Annotated in this window: 13 protein-coding genes and 1 pseudogene; 3 read left to right on the forward strand and 11 right to left on the reverse strand. The window is 57.8% G+C overall.

Annotated elements, in window-relative coordinates; translation table 11 throughout:
* The first annotated feature begins 121 nt into the window (after positions 1-121).
* Complete coding sequence (locus J3U88_RS11740) at positions 122-892, forward strand: tetratricopeptide repeat protein (RefSeq protein ID WP_207858948.1); 771 nt, start codon at positions 122-124, stop codon at positions 890-892.
* On the opposite strand, the gene J3U88_RS11745 is transcribed toward J3U88_RS11740, so the two are convergent.
* Together J3U88_RS11745 and truD are read right to left on the reverse strand one after the other, a co-directional pair.
* On the reverse strand, positions 889-1,371 hold the full coding sequence (locus tag J3U88_RS11745) for a GNAT family N-acetyltransferase (protein WP_207858949.1): 483 nt from the start codon (positions 1,369-1,371) through the stop codon (positions 889-891). The genes J3U88_RS11740 and J3U88_RS11745 overlap by 4 nt on opposite strands.
* The gene (truD, locus tag J3U88_RS11750) at positions 1,338-2,363 is read right to left on the reverse strand and encodes a tRNA pseudouridine(13) synthase TruD (protein WP_207858950.1); all 1,026 of its coding nucleotides are present in this window, start codon (positions 2,361-2,363) and stop codon (positions 1,338-1,340) included. The genes J3U88_RS11745 and truD overlap by 34 nt, the downstream gene beginning before the upstream one ends.
* A gap of 242 nt (positions 2,364-2,605) precedes the next feature.
* Between truD and darT the strand changes: the two genes are divergently transcribed.
* Together darT and darG are read left to right on the forward strand one after the other, a co-directional pair.
* Positions 2,606-3,247, forward strand: a complete 642-nt coding sequence (gene darT, locus J3U88_RS11755; RefSeq protein WP_207858951.1) for a type II toxin-antitoxin system toxin DNA ADP-ribosyl transferase DarT — start codon at positions 2,606-2,608, stop codon at positions 3,245-3,247.
* A gap of 14 nt (positions 3,248-3,261) precedes the next feature.
* Positions 3,262-4,311, forward strand: a complete 1,050-nt coding sequence (gene darG, locus J3U88_RS11760) for a type II toxin-antitoxin system antitoxin DNA ADP-ribosyl glycohydrolase DarG (RefSeq protein ID WP_207858952.1) — start codon at positions 3,262-3,264, stop codon at positions 4,309-4,311.
* Between the two features lie 107 nt (positions 4,312-4,418).
* Here the strand turns inward: darG and J3U88_RS35305 are convergent.
* The 9 genes and pseudogenes from J3U88_RS35305 to rsfS form a co-directional block, all read right to left on the reverse strand.
* A pseudogene (locus J3U88_RS35305) lies at positions 4,419-4,484 on the reverse strand (pentapeptide repeat-containing protein); the annotation flags it as partial.
* 79 nt (positions 4,485-4,563) lie between these two features.
* Positions 4,564-6,840, reverse strand: a complete 2,277-nt coding sequence (locus J3U88_RS11765; protein WP_207858953.1) for a lytic transglycosylase domain-containing protein — start codon at positions 6,838-6,840, stop codon at positions 4,564-4,566.
* A 221-nt stretch (positions 6,841-7,061) separates the two neighbouring features.
* The gene (locus tag J3U88_RS11770; protein WP_207858954.1) at positions 7,062-7,394 is read right to left on the reverse strand and encodes a histidine triad nucleotide-binding protein; all 333 of its coding nucleotides are present in this window, start codon (positions 7,392-7,394) and stop codon (positions 7,062-7,064) included.
* A 131-nt stretch (positions 7,395-7,525) separates the two neighbouring features.
* Complete coding sequence (locus tag J3U88_RS11775) at positions 7,526-9,583, reverse strand: protein kinase domain-containing protein (protein WP_207858955.1); 2,058 nt, start codon at positions 9,581-9,583, stop codon at positions 7,526-7,528.
* A 246-nt stretch (positions 9,584-9,829) separates the two neighbouring features.
* Positions 9,830-12,355 (reverse strand): D-alanine--D-alanine ligase family protein, encoded by a 2,526-nt coding sequence (locus tag J3U88_RS11780; RefSeq protein ID WP_207858956.1) that lies wholly within the window; start codon positions 12,353-12,355, stop codon positions 9,830-9,832.
* A gap of 95 nt (positions 12,356-12,450) precedes the next feature.
* Positions 12,451-14,958: an alanine racemase gene (gene alr, locus J3U88_RS11785; protein ID WP_207858957.1), complete on the reverse strand. Its 2,508-nt coding sequence runs from the start codon at positions 14,956-14,958 to the stop codon at positions 12,451-12,453.
* A gap of 2 nt (positions 14,959-14,960) precedes the next feature.
* Entirely contained in the window at positions 14,961-16,283 is a 1,323-nt protein-coding gene (locus J3U88_RS11790) for a tetratricopeptide repeat protein (protein WP_207858958.1), read from the reverse strand.
* Between the two features lie 3 nt (positions 16,284-16,286).
* Positions 16,287-16,763: a 23S rRNA (pseudouridine(1915)-N(3))-methyltransferase RlmH gene (locus J3U88_RS11795; RefSeq protein ID WP_207858959.1), complete on the reverse strand. Its 477-nt coding sequence runs from the start codon at positions 16,761-16,763 to the stop codon at positions 16,287-16,289.
* Positions 16,763-17,155, reverse strand: coding sequence for a ribosome silencing factor (gene rsfS, locus J3U88_RS11800; protein WP_207858960.1), 393 nt, complete (start codon positions 17,153-17,155; stop codon positions 16,763-16,765). Before rsfS ends, J3U88_RS11795 begins: the two co-directional genes overlap by 1 nt.
* Positions 17,156-17,190: the final 35 nt, after the last annotated feature.

Genomic DNA, 17,190 nt, shown 5'->3' on the forward strand with positions numbered 1-17,190 from the left:
CACAGTGAAGCGTTTAATGGAACCACCTTTTTGAAGAAAATAATGCCTTTTTCGGCCCCGCTGTGATAGCCTGCTTCACAGCCGAATCTTCTCGGCCGACCCAAAGGTTGGAGTTGATCCAATGACCGTTGCCCTATCGGTTCTTTCCCTGGTGTGTTTTGCATCCCCGGTGGCTTCCCACCAATGTTCGATTACCGATTATTTTCGGGTTATTGAGGGGCAACAACCCCAAGCGTTGATTCAACTTGATGTGGCGCCTCGTTCTGAACACCATCTTGAGGCCGACCTTCGCCACCTCCATTACAACCCCGCCGATGTGAAGGCCACGGTAGAGGTGGGACTCAGTTATTTTTCCGTTTCCGAATCGCGGAACTTCGACTTTTTAGCGCGAGCCTGTGGTTTCCTTGGTGAGGCTTTGGCCAAATCGCCGGGCGACGCCGAACTGACCATGCACCTTGGTCTGGCGACAGGGGCCCGTGCGCTGGATATGAAGCCCACTGTTTTTAAAAGGCTTAAGTTTGCTCGTGAAGGTTTTCGTTTGATGGATAAGGCCGTGGCGCTCGCGCCCGACTGTCCCAACCTTCGTTTGTTACGGGGCGGGGCGCAACTGATGGCGCACCCCATCCTGCGCCGCGGGGAAACGCTGAAACAAGACGCCGGCGCCGTGCTTGCTTTCATGAAGTCACCCTCGTTTGAGCGCCTGCCCGATTACCAGCGCGCCCGCTATCATTTGTTTGCGGGCAGCTACAGTGACCGTGGTCAAGCCGGCCGGACCGAGGCCGAGGCGCAGTGGCGTTTGGCCGCCGATTTGGGCGGCGACAGCGCCATTGCCCAAGAGGCCCAAGCGCGTTTGCTCGGGACCTTCCACTCCATGGGCTATACCGGGGATTAAGCCTCTTCCTCGGTGGTGCGGCGCCGCAACATTGCGACATGGGGAATGCCGTCCTCGAGGTAGGTCTCGCCTTGGGCCTCGAAACCCAGATTGCGGTAGAAACGCTCGAGGTAACATTGGCCGGAGATTTTGATGTCGTGGTGGGGATAAAGCCGCTCGGTTGCTTCAAGGCCTTGTTTCATCAAGGTTTTTCCGAGCGACATACCACGTGCTTCCGGTGCGGTGACAACCCGCCCCACGCTGGCCGCGTTCGCGTATTTGAGTCCCGGTGGAACCACCCGGAGGTATGCGACCAGCGCATCTTGATGATAACCACAAAGGTGAAAACAATCGGGATCGGCGCCGTCTGCGTCCAAATAAACACAATCCTGTTCCACCACAAAAACCCGTTCGCGCAGGATTGTAATTTGGTACAACTCGTGGACGGTTAAGTCCTCAAAAGGGATCAGCTTCCAGGTGACGTCGCTTGCCTGTTCCATGCGGGGTCCTCACTAAAATAAACGGGTCGGCTGTAGTTGGGCCAGTGGCGCATCGGCAGCATCATTCGCGCCTGTTGCAGCAGCCAGGCTAAATAAACCGTGGCGTAAGCGCCCGATGGCAAAACAAAGTGCCATTGTAACTGATGGTCGTCGCTTTGCGTGACGCGACAATCCTCGGCCGTGACAAACAAGGGGCGTCGTGTGCCCAAGGCCACCTTGCCGAATTCGCGAAAGTCCTCGCTGCTTTTTCCTTGCTGCTCAAGGAACGCGGTTTCCTCGGCCGTGAGCGTGGTTTTGTAGCCGAACATCGGCCCAGAGGGGCTGATTTCGCCCGCCTCAAAACGCGGTTCGGCTTCCTCCAGCGTCGCCTGAAAGTGGCGCTTGGCGCCCTGTTTCTGCCATAGCTCGTGTTCATCCAGCCGGAAATCGGTGAGGCGTTTTTGCAAAAAGCGATTAAACAAAAAGGCCTGCAACACGGAAACGGCCATGGCGCGTTTTCCTTTGCTCCGCGCGCGACGTGGCCAGAAGGCATCCAGATGATCCTGGTAAACCGCGGAACCAAAGCGTTGCGGCCCGAAGAAATTGGGGAAACGGCGGGTGTGTAGCAGACGGGCGCGATCCTGTTGCGGTTGGTCACTGATCAGGGTGAGCTGAAAGTGGTTGGCCGCGACCAAGCCGGGTTTCAAGCTCTGCGCGCCGCGGCTGATGCGCAGGATTTCGTAGTTTTCGCCCCGCTGGGCGGGGGCGTTTCGCTGTTTTTCCGCGGGCCATGAGAGCCACTGGCCGGAAGTACTCAGGTGATCTTTAAGGCCCGCGTGACCGATGTGCGCCAGCGGGACACCTGTCATTTCCGAGAGTTTTTGCTTGAGCCGCTGCGTGCTGAGGCCGCGTTTTCGGAAATAAGCAAACACAAAAGGACCGCTTCCTTCCGGCGGATGGAGCAGGGTTTCGTCAACGAAAAAGGTGGATTCGGTCTGGTGAAAATGAAGCAAGCAAAACTCCCGGAAAAAGGTTCCCGGGCCGACCGGGTTAGCGAGGAATTGGAAGGGTGGGGCGCTTCTAAGGGACGTTCCAAGGCGCCATTCTCACACGGTGGTTTCAGAAATGGTACCCCGCGATTTGCGTCGGTGTTGTCTCGAATGGGCGCGTGTTGATGAAAATGCGTGGTGTAGAGGTTGACAAAATCTTCAAGAGGCATCAATTTGTGTTTAATGGTTGTGAAAAGAGGTGTGCTTTGCGAATCGAGAACCTCAAGCTCTACCACATTGTTCATACCGACAACTTAAAATCGATTCTTTCCGATGGTTTCCTGTGGTCGGATGCGTTGATGCAACAACGAGGTATAAAAGCAACCACGATTGGCTTCTCGAATATTAAAAGGCGTCGTCTTGAATCAAACCGACTCCGGTGTCATCCTGGGTTGTATGTGGGAGAATGTGTGCCTTTTTATTTCTGTCCTCGCTCCGTTATGCTTTACTTGATTCATCGGGGTAACAACCTCGAACTTCCCTACAAAGGTGGGCAACAACACATTATCCACCTAGAGGCTCGCCTCATACGCGTTGTCCGTTGGGCCAACGCCCATCAAAAACGGTGGGCCTTCACCTTTACGAATGCGGGCGCTTTCTATTTTGAGGACAGCAATAACTTGACTGATTTGGAACGCGTCGATTGGCGTGTGGTGGCCAGTTGGGATTGGTCTGATCCGCTCGTTAAAGAAGCCAAACAAGCCGAGTTTCTTCTTGAGGGCGCATTCCCCGTTGGACTAATTGCCCGAATTGGTGTTTACAGCAAACTTGTGCGTGACCAGGTTTTGGAAATTTACAGCCCAAGGCCTTGTCCCACGATACGCGTCATTCAGAATTGGTATTACTGAAAGGGAGGTAGCCGATGATTGAATTTAAGCATGGGGATCTCCTACGGGAAGATGTAGAGGCGTTGGTGAATACCGTGAACTGCGTCGGTGTTATGGGACGTGGTATTGCTTTGCAATTCAAGAAAGCCTTTCCCGAAAACTTTTTGGCTTATGCTGAGGCGTGTAAACAGAAAATGGTCCAGCCGGGACGCGTGTTTGTTTTTGAGACCGGGCAGTTAACCAGCCCGGCCTATTTGCTTAATTTCCCGACCAAGCGGCATTGGCGTGGGAAGAGCCGGCTGGATGATGTAAAAGCAGGGTTGATTGATTTGGTTCAGGTTGTTAAAGAGCGGAATATTCGCTCGATTGCTGTTCCTCCGCTCGGGTGCGGATTAGGAGGTCTGGCGTGGGATGTCGTGAAAGAAGAAATTTTGAAGGCGTTTGAGCCGCTTGAGCAGGTTCGCGTCGTGATTTTTGAGCCAAAGGGTGCACCGGCTGCCAAAGAACAGGTTAAGGCCAAGAGAGAACCGCTGATGACTCCTGGACGGGCGGCACTGGTTGTGTTGGCGGATCGCTATTTGAGCGGACTTATGGATACATCCGTTTCACTTCTGGAACTGCATAAGCTCCTGTACTTTATGCAAGCCGCGGGTGAACCGCTCAACCTCGTTTTTAAAAAAGCAAGTTACGGCCCTTATGCTGAAAATCTTCGCCACGTGCTTAACGAAATCGAAGGCTGGTTGTTGACGGGTTGTGCGGACGGTGGAGACAAGCCTTATAAACCTTTATGCCCAATGCCGGAAGGGATCAAATTATCTCGCCGGTTTCTTGCCGACTTACCCTCTACAGGTGGTCATGTTGCGAGGGTTTCGGACCTGGTGGCGGGATTTGAGTCTCCGTTTGGCCTAGAGCTGCTGGCAACGGTGCATTGGGTCGTGGACCGAGAGTCGGTCACCAGTCTAGAGCGCGTGATTGAGAAAACTTATAACTGGAATGAAAGGAAGCGGCGGTTTTCCGAGTACCAGATTGGTCTTGCTGCCAAAACTTTGACCGAAAAAGGTTGGATCGAACCGCTGTCCCCATAGTTTTCCTAGCCCGCATTTCTCGCAAGGAATTCTGCTACGGGAGCCATGCGATTACGAGGGGGCGGCCTTCCGCATTACTCGGTCGAGCCGCCTTCGCCGTAGTTCTGCTAAGCCGAGTGGTCGGACCCCGAAAGGTCGGACCCCGATAGGTCGGACCCCGATAGGTCGGACCCCTGTGCCGTCTCTCGGCCGTAACCTTCGTACTCACAAGGTTTTCAGCTTCTCGCGACGAATCCTTGTGAGATATGCGAGCTAGCGGGAGCGCAGGGTGGGGGCTTGGATGACGGAGGTGTCCTCGTAGACCCGCTTGTAGTGATGGTAGGCGCGCAGGACCTTTTGGCAATAAAATTTGGTTTCGCGGTAGGTGACGTCCCAAACGAAATGAACCGGGTTCTCGGTCCCGGAGAACGAGCGCCAGCGGTTGACCGCGCCTTCGCCCGCGTTGTACGCGGCGACGGTTAAGATGGAGCGCCCCTCGAAGGTTTCCATCAAGTTTTGGACGTACTTGGCGCCGAGGGAGATGGCGGTGCGGGGTTCGTACAATTGGGTGACGGAAAAGTCCTCCAACCCCTCGATTTGACCCGCGATGCTTTTGGCGGTGGAGGGGATGAACTGCATTAAACCGCGGGCGCTGGCCCCTGATTTGGCGAATTGGTTAAAGCGGCTTTCCTCGCGAATGATCGCGAGCAGCAGATAAGGATCAACCTGACGGTCCGCCGCATGGCGCTGGATCAGGTTGTCATACGCCATGGGGTAAAGGAGCTTTTGAATCTTTTTGGGCAACAACTCGTGGGGTGCCCAGCGCGGATAGTACTTGGTCAAAATTTCGGCGTGGGAAATGGAGCGGTGGCTGTGGCGGCCGAGCCCGTACCAATGGGCGCGTAAAAAGTGGTAGGTCACCCCGCCGGCGTCGCGTTTGTTGAGGTGTTCGGCGGCGAGGTGGTACCAGCCGGATTCGGCCCATTGGTGGGCGGGGTGGTTCGCTGAAAGGGCGGTGGGTTCCATGTCCTCGGTGAAGTCGGGCAGTTGTGCGCTCAAACGCCGCGCGATTTGGTCGCGTTGGGAACCCTCGGGGAGCAAGAAAAACAACTCTTGAAGCAAACCAAGCGGTGTTTTCTCGGGGTTGCGCTGGTAGCGTTGCCAGCGTTCTCTGGTGAAATGAGCGGGCATCATTTCGTGGGACAGGAAGGACTGGGCAATGAGGCCGAAATAATGGTTGGGGTCTTTTTTGGCAACCTTTAACCAGCGTGCGACCGCCTGTTCTTCCGCGCCTTGCTCCCAGCGGATCATCCCCTCCCAAACATCGGCCTCCATGGCGTTAAAGCCCTTTAAGCCGAGCTTGCGGTAGCGATCCAGGTAGCTAAGCGCCTGCGCGGGTTGCCGGCGTTGAAGGGCCCAAATTACCCCATTCCGGTAGTAGAAACGGAAGAGGTCGGTACCCGCGCCCATTTTGGTCATGCGTTTGCGCAAATCGCGAAATTCGTTCGGGCGGTTGAGGCGCCGCAGGGCGAGGATTTCCAGCCGCAAGCTTTCGCGGTACCAGCGGTCATTGGGCATGCCCTTGGGTTTCTTGCGGACCTCGTCCAGCACGGCTTGGTCTCGGCCACTCATCAGCAGGGCGCGCGCCAGTTGGAAGGAGGTTAAACCACGGTATTTGCTGGTTTCAAGGGTTGCGGCGGCGTGTTCCAGTGCAACGACCGCTTTCTCCGGGCGCTCGCGTTTGGTGTGGGTCAAGGCCAAAAAATAGCGGGCCCGGTCGCGGTCGCCGGCCCCGGCGGCTTTATCGCGGATGAAGCTGAAAAAATGGTCCGAGGTGGTGTAGTCACGGTTGCGATAGGCGACCCAGGCGAACCGTGTCCATGTTTCTTTGCGTGCCAGATAATCGCCGTGTTCGTGCTTGCGCTGGAGGCGCATGGTGAACAGCGCCTCGTCGCTGCCCGGCCATTTCTCTTGAACCACGTGGGCGAAACGACGGGCGCGTTTGGCGTCGCCCAAGGCGTAATACATGGCTACCAGTTGGTGGTAGGCCTCCAGGCGATAGATCGTGGGTGTTTTGGGGGCGGTTAATTTGAGCAATAAGGGCTCGGCGTCGCCGGCGCGGCCGAGTTGCAACAGCGCCGCGGCGCGGGCGGCTTGGACCAGGCGGCGGTCTTTGCGCGGCACGACCAGGTTTTTGGGTTCGGTCAACGCGAGAATGGCGTGGGGGCGGTCGGCGCGTTGCAAACATTGGAGGCGTTCGCGGAGGAGTGCACCACCCGGATCTTCAACCTTGGCATAGGCGTGTAAGGCGCTGCTCCAGTGGTGGCGGCTTTCAGCAAGCGCGGCCTCGCGCAAGGCCCAACCCTCTTCGCGGTAGCGTACGGGATCGTGGGCCTGCAAGGCGGCCAAACTGCGCCCCGCGCGGTGCCACGCCTCGCGATCCTGGTATTCTTGCCAGTCTCTTTGATGGTAACGCCACACAGGATCATGGGTCAGGTTGGGTTGGGTGCCGATTAAAATCGACAAGTAACATAAAATTAGCCCATTCAATGAAATGAACCCCGTCTCGGTAAACTAATTCTCTTTTCGGAAACTTCGCGTCGGTACTTAAAACCTAACGAGCACGAGGTGGGTCGGCAAGTGATTTGTCAGAATTTTACAATAAAAAAAATCGCGGCTTCAGTGCCCTCCCGTAACCGCCTTCTCAGGGGTCGGGACGGACGCGGTCGGCTGACCGCGCCGCCTGTGATTTGGGCCTGGAAACACGCGGGTTAGCCCGGGGGCCAGGTGAAAGGACGACCCGCGAGGATGTGGAGGTGCAGATGGAACACCGATTGGCCCGCCTTGGCGCCGTTGTTGATCACCAGGCGGTAATCTTCAATGCCTTGTTCCTTGGCGATTTGCGTGGCGCACAGCATGAGTTTTCCAATGAGTAAGGTGTCTTCCTCGCCCATTTCGGCAATTTTGACCAAGGGCTTTTTGGGGATGACGAGGATATGGGTGGGCGCTTGAGGGGCGATGTCGCGGAAGGCGCAAACATCGTCGTCTTCATAAACGAAGTCGGCGGGAATTTCCCGATCAATGATTTTCTGAAAAAGGGTCATGGGGAACCTCCTGGAGCGTGGGTTAACCCGCCTTGACCGGCCTCAGGCCGTCAACAGCGGGACAGGACAAAGAAAAAGGAGCTTGTTGGACAGCATCCACAAGCTCCTTTTAAATAAATAGGTTGTCCGCGTTAGTTTGCGCGGAAATTGATGCCGATGTACATCTCGGTTTTAACCGGAACACCGAGCTTGGTAGGCGTAGAGAAACGCATATTACGCGCGGTTTTGATGGCGTCGTCAATCATGCCGTAATCGTTTTGGCCGGCCTTTATGGGGCTGCGCATGACGTTGACCTGGTCAACTGAACCGGTTTCGTTCACCAGCACCTTCATCAAAAAGACGATGGTGGCGCCGCGTTTGACAACATCGTTGCGGATGGCTTTTTTCGGGACTTTCAGCGTCTCAACGTTGGTCAAAGGCGTGGGTTTGTTGAGATCGGGATCGTCCAAGGGAATCAGCTCACCCATGCGGGGCGGCGTGATGTCCGAGGCCGGCGTCGCATCGTTGTTGGCGGCGACATTTGAAACCGTTTGGTTGGTCGTCGCGGGTTCGGTCGGCGTGGGTGAGCTTGACGCGGGTTTGGACTGCTCTTTCGGTTGGTTAACTTTGGTATCGTTGGCGCGGGGTTTGTCTACCTTGGCGATGGTGTTCGAGCCTTGGTTCTTCCGCGTTTTGTCCGCCTCGGCCTTGCGTCGCGCCTCATTTGCTTCGCGCCGTTTGCGGTCCTCTTCCAGTTTGGCGAGGCGCTGTTGGCGGGCTTCCAGCTCTTTGCGCTGTTGATCCAGCTTGGCCATGAGCTCTTGTTGTTCCTGGCGCATCTTGGCCTGTTGTAACTGATCTTCCATGCGCTTGAGGTCGTCTTCCAGCTCTTTGGCCTTGGCTTCCTCGGCCTCGCGACGGGCTTGCGCTTGTTGTTCGGCCATCAGGTTGTTCAAGCGTTCGGTTTCTTCCTGAAGCTCCCGCAACCGCTCTTCCGCGGCGTCCTGGCCCTCCTGCTGGATCTGGGCGGCGAGATCTTTGTTGGTGTCCTTTTCGGGTTCCGCCGCCGGTTGCAGAAACAGAACGGCCACGACGGCGATGGCGGCGGCGGCAACACCGAGCCCAATAAAGAGCGGTGCTTTCGATTTGGGCGTCGGCGCGGCTGGCGCGGGGACTCCTTGCGGCGCGCGCGGTTGTTGGACCGCGGCCGGTTCAGCCTTGGGAGTGGTGGCCACGGCGCTCGCGGCCGGCGCTGCTGCTTTGACTTCCCCAGAGAAATTGCGTTCCCGTTCGCTGTTCATCTTCTCACCCAGTTCTTCCATTTCAATGCGGAAGGCCGAGTGCATGAAGAAGGCGAGGTTGAAGGTCGTGGGACTGTATTCACCGGAATACAGCAAATCGTCCATGTCCTTGGCCATTTTTTGGATGTCGGTATATGCCGAGCCGGCACCGGAATCCAAGGCCGAAATCAAAATGTTGGCGATGGCGGCGGGGATGTTTTCGCCCTCGGAGGCGGTGGTCGCGTTTTTGATGCGCGCGGCCACGTCCCCGGCGCCGTTTTGGTTAAAGCGTTCGCCGGTTAACATTTCGAACAAAATGGAACCACAGCCAAAGATGTCCAGCTGGTCGCGGTCCTCCGCGGTGTAATCCATGTTGGTGGGAACATAAGGCCCATAGGTGGGTTCGAGATCGGCAACCAAACCGGGCAGGGCGCGCAAGGCGGTGTTGAACTGAAAGCTGGTCAGCTTGATTTCACCCTCGTGGGTGACGAATACGACCGAGGGGTTGATGAACCCGTGGGTCATGTGTTTGGTTTTCGCGTAGGCCAAGGCCGACAACATTTTAGAGGTGACCAGCAGGGCGTGGTCGATTGAAAGGGGAAAGCCGTCTGAGTTGCAGCGCTCGAGCACCTTTTCGAGTGAAAAACCCTCGTGAAACTCGTAAACGGAAGCGAGTTGGCCGTTCTCCGGGGCGTTGGTGACTTGGCGCAGAATGTTGGGATGCTCAAGCTTCGAGGTGGTCATGCTTTGGTTGAGGAACTGGTCGACAAAGTCGTCGTTACCGGCCAGTTTCTCGTTGACCAGGTTGAGCAGGAAGTATTCCTGAATTTTTCCGTCGGCGATGTTGGCGCCGCGCCACAGAGCGCCGATCCCGGTCTCCTCTTGCTGCTCAAGCAGGTAATACTTATTGAATTTCTTGATGCCTTCCATACTGCCGAAGCCTCCGCATAGCTAAACCAAAATTCTGGATTGGGGCTTAGCCTGGAACAAGGCGGCCCGTTTTCCGTGTATATTCTTTGTTCAAACCAACACATGTGAACTGTCTCATTGATCGATTCCCCTTACATGCTACCTATGTTCAATAAACGAAGTCAATTCACTTGAACATTTGCGCGTGCTGGATTGTGGTCGATTGAGGCGGCGGCGCGCCTTGATGAGACGGGCGGATCCCGGGGATTAAGCCTGGCGGGCGAAGCCCAATTGGATCAGTTCATCTAAGAATTCGGCGGGTTTGAGCGCAAACTCCGGGGTAACCAAGGCTTGGGTATAAATAATGGTAGCCGAGGTGAGCCCCGGCAAATTGTTCACTTCTATTAAGTAAAGGGTATCGCTGTCGGGTCGGTACATGACGTCGATACGCGCGTAACCTTCAATGCCCAATTGATCGGCGTACGCGGCGAGTCGCGCGCGGATCGAAGCGACGGCGGCCGCGTCCAAGGCCGGTGGCGGGGTGAGGTTCACGCCCATGCCTTTGTTGAACTTTTCATCCAGGGACAAAACATCGGTTTGGGCGAGGGTTTCCGAGGGGTAAAACGCGGTGATCTTGCCGCGGGTCCCGATGACGCCGATGGTCATTTCCATAAAGGTTTCAGGGTCGGCGCCCGCCAACATCTGCTCAACCAGGATTTCGTCAAAGCGGGGCAGGGCGATAAACAACTCGCGATCCGTCACCTTGGGATACAGCAGGTATTGGGGGATGCGGTCGCGGCCCGCCATCATAAACAGCAGGAAAATCGGGAGTTGGTGTTCCGGTTGGCGGGAAACCAAAACACCACTGGAGCAGCCGTCGGCCTTGGGTTTTAGGACCAAGCCTTGGTCGGACTGCAAAGTCGCTTGCAACCCCGCGGCCCAGCGGACCACGGCTTTGGCCCAGCGCTGGAATAGGGGGTCGGTGACGCGTTGTTCGGCGGCGATCAGCTCGGGCAGGCGTTGGGTTAGGGTTTCGAGATCGGCGGCGTCGAGGTCGGCATAGCGGCTCAGTTCCACGATCAAATCGTTGCGCGCGACGAGATGTTGGCCCGGTGCTTCAAAACCGGGGATGGCAAATTCGCGGCACTTTTGGTTGGTGGCTTGTTTGTCCATACACAAGCCGGCCACCTGGGAACTGCTGCCGTTGTAGGGCAAGCCGAGTTGGTCCAGGCGCCGTTGCATGGTGCCGTTTTCACCGATGCCCCCGTGCAGGGCGAGAAATACGAAGTCGAAACGCGCGGGAAAGTCCGCGAGTTTTAACCGGCGCGGGGCGAAGTTGTGCGCCGCCACGTCGCCGGCGTAACCCGCGAAATGGGTGCCGCGCCAGGTTTGAACGAGCGGTACCGCGCGTTGGTAGGCGTCGACATCTGCCAAAACGGCCTCGATTTCGTCCACGGTGTGTTGGAGGGCGACAAAAGCGGGGACTTCCCAAAAGGCTTCCTCGGCGTCTAGGTAAATGGTGTGAATGCGGTACTGCTGCAGCGCGGCCAGTTTTTGGGTGACGTTAAACCAACTCATGCGTGAGACGTGGCGTTCCGAGGTGGCGCCGCCGCCGATCACGGCCACGCGACGGCGGGACGCGGGATCTTCGCCGAGGGCGTCGCTGAAATCGAGCCGGCGGCCCTCGCGTGCCGCGGCGCGGGTAATCAGCAATGAAAAAACATCGGCGTGGCGCATGCCGAAAAGGGCGGCTTGTTGGAATAAGAAAGAGTCGAGGCCGCAGCCGGGAATGCCGTTGAGGTCGGACCAAATGATCGTGCCGTCGTCGCTAAGGAAGCCGTCGAAACGGGCCCAGTCACGCAAGCCAAGCGCCTGAAAAAGGTCGACGGCCTGGGTGCGCATGCGTTGCAACAGCTCGGCCGGTCCGGCAAGCGGGGTTTGGTGGCGCGCGCCGGCGCCGGGCATGTATTTCTTGTTGCGGGTGTAGAGGTTGTCTTGATTTGGGTCGGTGTCGCTTTCGGCGATGGCTATTCCGGTTGGGGCGAGCGGGACAATGCTGTCGTCTTGGTCTTGCAAAACGATCAGGGAAAACTCGCGACCTTCAATGCGCTGTTCCACCAAAACCTCGTCACCGAAAGCCAGGGCGCGCGTGACGGCTTCGTCGAAGGTATCGACCCCGCTCAGGCTGACCCCGTCGGAGGAGCCGGCGCGGTTGGGTTTGACGATGCGTTGGTTCAGCGTGTCGCCGGGGACCTGATGCCACGCGCGTTCCCTTTCGCGGGCCGCGTCTTCCGCCCAGGCCGCGGCTGTGATCAGCGCATTGGGCACGGTGGGAAAACCCCGCTCGGCAATCGCCGCAACGGTTTGCTGCTTGTTGAGGGTCGTGGCCAGGCCCGCGGGCGGACTGCCCAAATAGGCTTGGCGTCCCTGCGCTTCAAAACGTGCGCTGAGTTGTCCGTCTTCCCCATAGGCGCCATGCACGATGGGGCACAGAACATCGCTCTCTTTGATCAAACGGTTGAGGGCGTCGGCTTGCAAGGGTTGGTGGGGAAGGTGCTCAAAGTCTTCGATGGTATTGGAATAAATCCACTTGGGGTCGAGCCGGAAAAACTGGGTATCGCGACTGATAAAAACCAAGGTGATGTTGGTTTCGGCCAATTTTTTTCGCACGCTGTCGTAGAGGGTACGCGCGGAGTCGAGCGAGATGTTGCGTTCATTGCTGGGGCCGCCGAAAAAAATGGTGAGCGTTACTTGCTGAGACGGGCGGGGTACCGCTTGCGCGTGGTTTGTCACGATGAAGGTCTCCAATCAACACAAGATGAACCGCTTGGATGGAAGGCATCGCCTGGGCATTCTTACGGGGGGCGCGGCTGAGCGGCATCTTAGCATTATTCTTCATCCATTAAATAAATGCGCTGGATGCGGTGGCTCCAGCGGACGAGCACCTCGTAGGGAATGGTTCCCTCCATCTCCGCCAGCTCCTCCACGCGAATGCTGTTCCCGCGCCATTCGCCGAAAACCAGGACGGGATCGCCGACCGCGACGTCCTCGATGCCGGTCACGTCGACGGCGGTAAAATCCATACAGACGGAGCCGACGATGGGTGCGCGGCGGCCGTTGACAATGACGTATCCCTGGTTGGAGAGTTTGCGCGAAAGGCCGTCGTAATAACCCAGCGGCATAAAAGCAATCCGGCTTTCGCGTTTTGTCGTGAACCGTTGGTTGTAACTAATCGGGTAACCTGGCGGATAGGTTTTGAGAGACCCGATTTGCGAGAGCAGGGTCACGGGGCATTTGAGCACAAGGGTTTCGGCAACCTCACGTGAGGGGTAAATGCCGTAAACGCCCAGGCCGATGCGAATCATCGAGAAACGCGCCTCGGGAAAACGCGCGGCGGCGGCGCTGGCGGCGGCATGGCAGAGCGGGGGATCGATACCCAGCGCGTTCAGTGCGGCGCGCGCTTGTTCAAAGCCGGCCAGTTGCTCGCGACTAAACGCATCGGCCTCGGGGTCGTCGGCCGAGGAGAAATGGGTCATCAACCCTTCAATCTGCAGGTGTTTGAGTTCCTGAATCGCCGCGGCGAGTGGGCCGACTTGGTCGGGGAAAACCCCGAAACGGCCCATGCCGGTGTCAACTTTCAGGTGTATTTTGATGCGGGTGTTGTGTCGTTCCGCGGCGGTGTTCAGCGCGCGCGCCACGTCGAGGCTGAACACGACGGGCTGCAAATCGAGGCGGGCAACCTCGTCGACATCGTCGGGCAACACCAACTGCACCAAAATTTCGTTGTTAATTCCTTGGCGCCGCAGGCTGACCGCTTCTTTGACGTAAGCGACCCCGAAGAAATCCACGTGGGTTTGTAGGAAGCGTGCAATTTGGCCGGCGTCGGTACCGTAGGCGAAGGCTTTGAGCATAACCAACAGTTTGCCGTCGGCGGGCATCAAGCCGCGGTAGGCCAAGGCGTTGTCGCGAATTTTGGTTAGGCTGATGTAGTACACGGTCTGGGTGAGTTTGCTTTTGAACAGGTTGGTGAGGGTGTCCAGTCGTGCTTCGCGGGGGCCTTTGATTAAAACCACTTCCGCTTCCTTGGCGTGGTGGTCGGCGTAACGCGTCAACGCGGCGGTATCGTCGAATTGGTGGACGACGCCCTCGGCAAAGGCATGGCGGTAGCCCTCGGCGGTTGCGTCGGCGTGGGGGCCGGTCAGCAGGAGGTGTTTGACCTGTTTGCGCGCGGCGAGTTCACCGATGACGCGGTGTTCATAAGCGCCGCGCTCGCCCAATTCACCCATACCCGCGAAGATGAACCAGGTATTTTTGCCTTGGTAGTGATCGAAGAGCGAGAGGCAGGAACGGGTGGAGACGGGATCGGCGCTGTAGCTGTCGTTGGCGAGGAGGCAGCCCTGTTCCGACTGCCACAGTTCCAGGCGGTTGAGCGGTGGGTTAAAAGCACCGCCGTAACGGGTGATACTATTGGCGGAAATACCGAAAAGCCAGGCGGTGCAGATGCCGGCGAGCAGGGTTTGGAAGACCTCGCGCCAGGAGTAGTCAATCGCGACCTGGAGGAAGGTTTCCTGTCCGTCGGGAAAGGCCAGGTGGAGCTGGGAACGACCGCGGCCCGCCGGCGAGGTCGCGATTAGCTTGGGCAGACGTGGGTCTGAACCAAAGCGGTAGATCGGGCAGCGGATATCGGCGAGCAGGGCTTCGTCGAGCAAGGGGTCGTCGGGGATGAGGAGCCATCCCTCGGGAGGGAGATCGCGAAACAGTTGGATTTTTTCGCGGGCAATGGCGGCGCGCGAGCCGAAGCCTTCGAAGTGGGCCAAGCCGATGTTGGTCAAGACCCCGTGGCGTGGTCGGATCATCGCGGCAAGGTGCTGCATTTCGTTTTGTTGTGAAACGCCGGCTTCAATGATGGCGAGGGCGACGGGGGTGCGGCGCGCCAATAGCGAAAGGGCGACGCCGACTTGGCTGTTGTAGCTGCCGGGGCTCGCGTAAACCAATTCGCGGCTCATCAGGCTGTGGGCGAGGAAGTCTTTGAGGATGGTTTTGCCGTTGCTGCCCGTGATTGCGAGGGTCGGGCCGGGCATGGCCGCGTGGTAGTCGGCGGCCAACTGCTGCAGGGCGCGCAAGGGGTTGGCGACGCGAATGAGCGGCAGGTCGGTGGTGTTAACGGCCTCTTCGCCGACAAGCGCGGCCACGGCGCCGCGTTCGGCGGCGGCGGGTAGGAAACGGTCGCCGCGGTAGTTGGGGCCGTCGAGCGCGACAAACAGCGCGCGGGTGCGAAACGCCAAGCGGGTGTCGGTTTCAATCGCGTGAACCGCGAGGTTGCCGGTTTGGTCGTGGGAGGTGCCGTCGATGGTGCCGCCGGTTTGTCGTGCGATCTGTTCCAGGGTCCAGCGCACGCTTAGGCTCCGTGGTAACGCGGCCCGAGCGCGAGTGGGCCGGCCGCCTCAAATTTCAAGGTTTCCACTTCCAAAACGAGGGTGTCCCATTCGCCGCATTTGGGGCAGCGTTCCGCGCGGTTTTCGGCGATGTGACCACAATTCTCGCAGACAAAATCCCCCAGTTGGTCGGCGCGTTCGCCCAGGTAGCGCTGAAAATCCTCGGCGGCCTCGGCGTAGCGGTCGCGGCGTGCTTTGATTTGTGCTTGGTAATGGAGGAGCGATGGACATTTGGGCAGCAGTCCCTCCAGAATTTCGAACTGGTCGAGTGCCTCGTCCAACATGTGCAGTCGGAAATAGAGTTTGGCAAGTTGAAAACGGACCGCCGGTTTATCGTCGGCCGGGGCCAGATACACTTGAATCGCGTCTTCCGGGCGGTTGTCATCGAGCAAGAAATCGACCTGCACGTCCAAACACGCCAAGTTCCCGGTGGCCTGGTAACCCCGCGCGAGCATCTGTTGGGCTTTTTCCAAATTTCCCGCGTTCCACCATACCCGACCCAGTTCAAGCCAGGCGGGGACAAATTCCGGGGTCTTTTTGGTAAAACTTTGCAGGCGGTCGATGTGTTTGCGGGGATTCGTTTCATCGGGTTGGGTTTGCACGATTTTGAATTCGTAGCGGAGGCGTTGGGTGCTGCAATCATCCGTGCCGAGTTTTTCGAGTTGGCTGAGGGTTGCCAGCGCAAGATCCCATTGTTGTTCCTGTTCATACAGCGCGCAGGCTGCTTTGAGTGCGGCGCGGGCGTGGCCGGGGTCGGCGGTAATCAGTGCGTCCAATACCTCGATGGGGTTTTGGCCGGCGGTGCGCAGGACCTCAACCAGCAAGTAACCGATGCGGACGTCGCCGCTTTGGCGAAAGCAAGGACGCAGCATTGCGGCGGCTTGCTCGGTGTCGCCCATGGCCCACAGGGCCTCTCCCTTAATCAGGACGGCTTCGACGCTTTCGTCATCGCCGACGGCGTCCAGGGCGGCTTGGTAATCTTGGTGCTGGAGCAAACCGCGGGCGTGGACCAGTTGCTCGCCCGCGCGCAGATCGAGGCGGTTGCCGCGTTTGACGCCGCGCATTTGGCCCGCGAGTTTGAGGTAGCCGGCGGAAAGATAAAGTGCGGGCGGGAGGGTGCTCAACAGCATGACGGCAATGACGCCGTTCACGAGAGGGAAGGAGAGGTGCCACACCTGGATCGGTTGCAACAAGACGCGTTGGTTTTCGGGGGGTAAAAATACAGCGCTGCAAACGCCTAAAACAAGCAAAGCGAAGAACCAGGCCGACAGGGTGGATAATTTCATGGGCTAACCTTCGTGATGATAGGGATGGCCACTGTTGATGCAATGTGCGCGGTAAATTTGTTCGACCAGCAGCACCCGTGCAAGTGCATGCGGCAGTGTCATTTGGCTCAACGATAACATAAAATCGGCACGCTGTCGCAGCGCGTCGGCGACCCCCATGGCCCCGCCGATACAAAAAACGAGTCGGCGTGCGGCGGCGCGTTCACGATCCGCAAAAAGTTTGGCCAAGCCCTTGGAGGATACATTTTTGCCGCGCTCATCGCAAAGGATCAGGTAATCGTCGGGGTTGAGTTCCGCCAGCAGCCGCGCACTTTCGCGCTGCTGGATGTCGGTCGTCGATTGGTTGCCGCCCTGAAAGGGCTTGAGCACCTTTTCCGAAAAGCGAACGCGGCTCTCCAAGCGGGTAAGATACCGTTGGCACAGTTCGCTTTCCGGTTCTCGTTTGCCTTTGCGACCCACCCACAAGAGGTGGACTTTCATTAGGCGGGCTCCGCGTCGGCGGGTGGATAGGCTTGTTCCGCCTCGGCCCACAGCTCCTCGAGGTTGTAAAAGGCGCGTTTCTCACTGCTAAACACATGGACAATGACGTCGCCGAAATCGAGCAAGGTCCATTCCGCGGCGGAAACGCCTTCAATATCGGACGGCTTGCGGCCGTTCTTTTTGCAGCGCATCATAATTTCTTCGGTAATGGACTTGATGTGGGTGGTCGAGGTGCCGGTCATCACGACGAAATAGTCGGTAAAAGAACAGATGTCGGTGACCTTGAGGGCGCGCAAATCAACGGCCTTGAACTCCTCGGAAATGTCGATGACGACGTCCAGCAATGCTTGCGTGGTGCTTAGATCCAATTTCGTGGGTGCTTGTTCGCTCAAATGAGGCTCCTGAAATGAAATGACCAAACCTTGCG

Origin of the sequence: Acanthopleuribacter pedis, from assembly GCF_017377855.1 — a bacterium.
Classification (GTDB): domain Bacteria; phylum Acidobacteriota; class Holophagae; order Acanthopleuribacterales; family Acanthopleuribacteraceae; genus Acanthopleuribacter; species Acanthopleuribacter pedis.